This is a genomic window from Oleiphilus sp. HI0117 (assembly GCF_001635235.1).
In genome coordinates, this window is record NZ_LWGA01001426.1 from 1 (window position 1) to 728 (window position 728).

The 728-nt window shown below is 42.2% G+C and carries 1 pseudogene; it reads left to right on the plus strand.

Features of this window, described 5'->3' with window-relative positions:
- Nucleotides 1-56: 56 nt before the first annotated feature.
- Nucleotides 57-728 (plus strand): annotated as a pseudogene (locus tag A3757_RS23980) (glucose-6-phosphate dehydrogenase); the annotation flags it as partial.

Consider the following 728-nt stretch of genomic DNA (forward strand, 5'->3'; position numbering starts at 1 on the left):
TCGGAGCTATTTAATGAGTAAGCTATACTAAAAGCCTACGACTAAGGAGTTGTCTGATGAGGGTTCCTGATAACAGTAATATCGTCATTTTTGGTGCCTCGGGAGACTTGTCGTTTCGCAAGCTTATCCCGGCTTTGTTCCATTTATATGTCACTAGACAATTGCCTGATTGTTTCTTTATTTTGGGTGTTTCGCGCAGTGCTTATGACTCAGATAGTTATCGTGAGGCTTTGTTAAAGTCGCTAAGTGAAGGTGCAAACCTTGATTCGCATACTGTCGAAGATTTTCTCCAGCACGTTTATTACTTGTCTTTGAATACCTCCGATGTCACGGAATACTCCAAGCTAAAGCTTACCTTGAATGAGCTGTATGCGCGCTACCAGACACCGCACAATACTTTGTTTTACATGGCGATGCCGCCAAGTATGTTTACCGTGATCCCTGATTGCTTGTCAAAGAGTCAATTGTTGGATCAGTGTGAAGGCTGGAAGCGCATCGTGGTCGAGAAGCCTCTAGGTTATGACTTGGAATCTGCAATCGAGCTAGACCATGGTTTGCATTCCTATTTTGATGAATCCCAGATTTATCGTATCGATCACTATTTGGGAAAAGAGACCGTTCAAAACCTACTGGTTTTTCGCTTTGCTAATGGCATGTTTGAACCATTATGGGATAGAAATTATATTGATTATGTTGAGATAACCGGCGCAGAGAAATTAGGTGTTGAG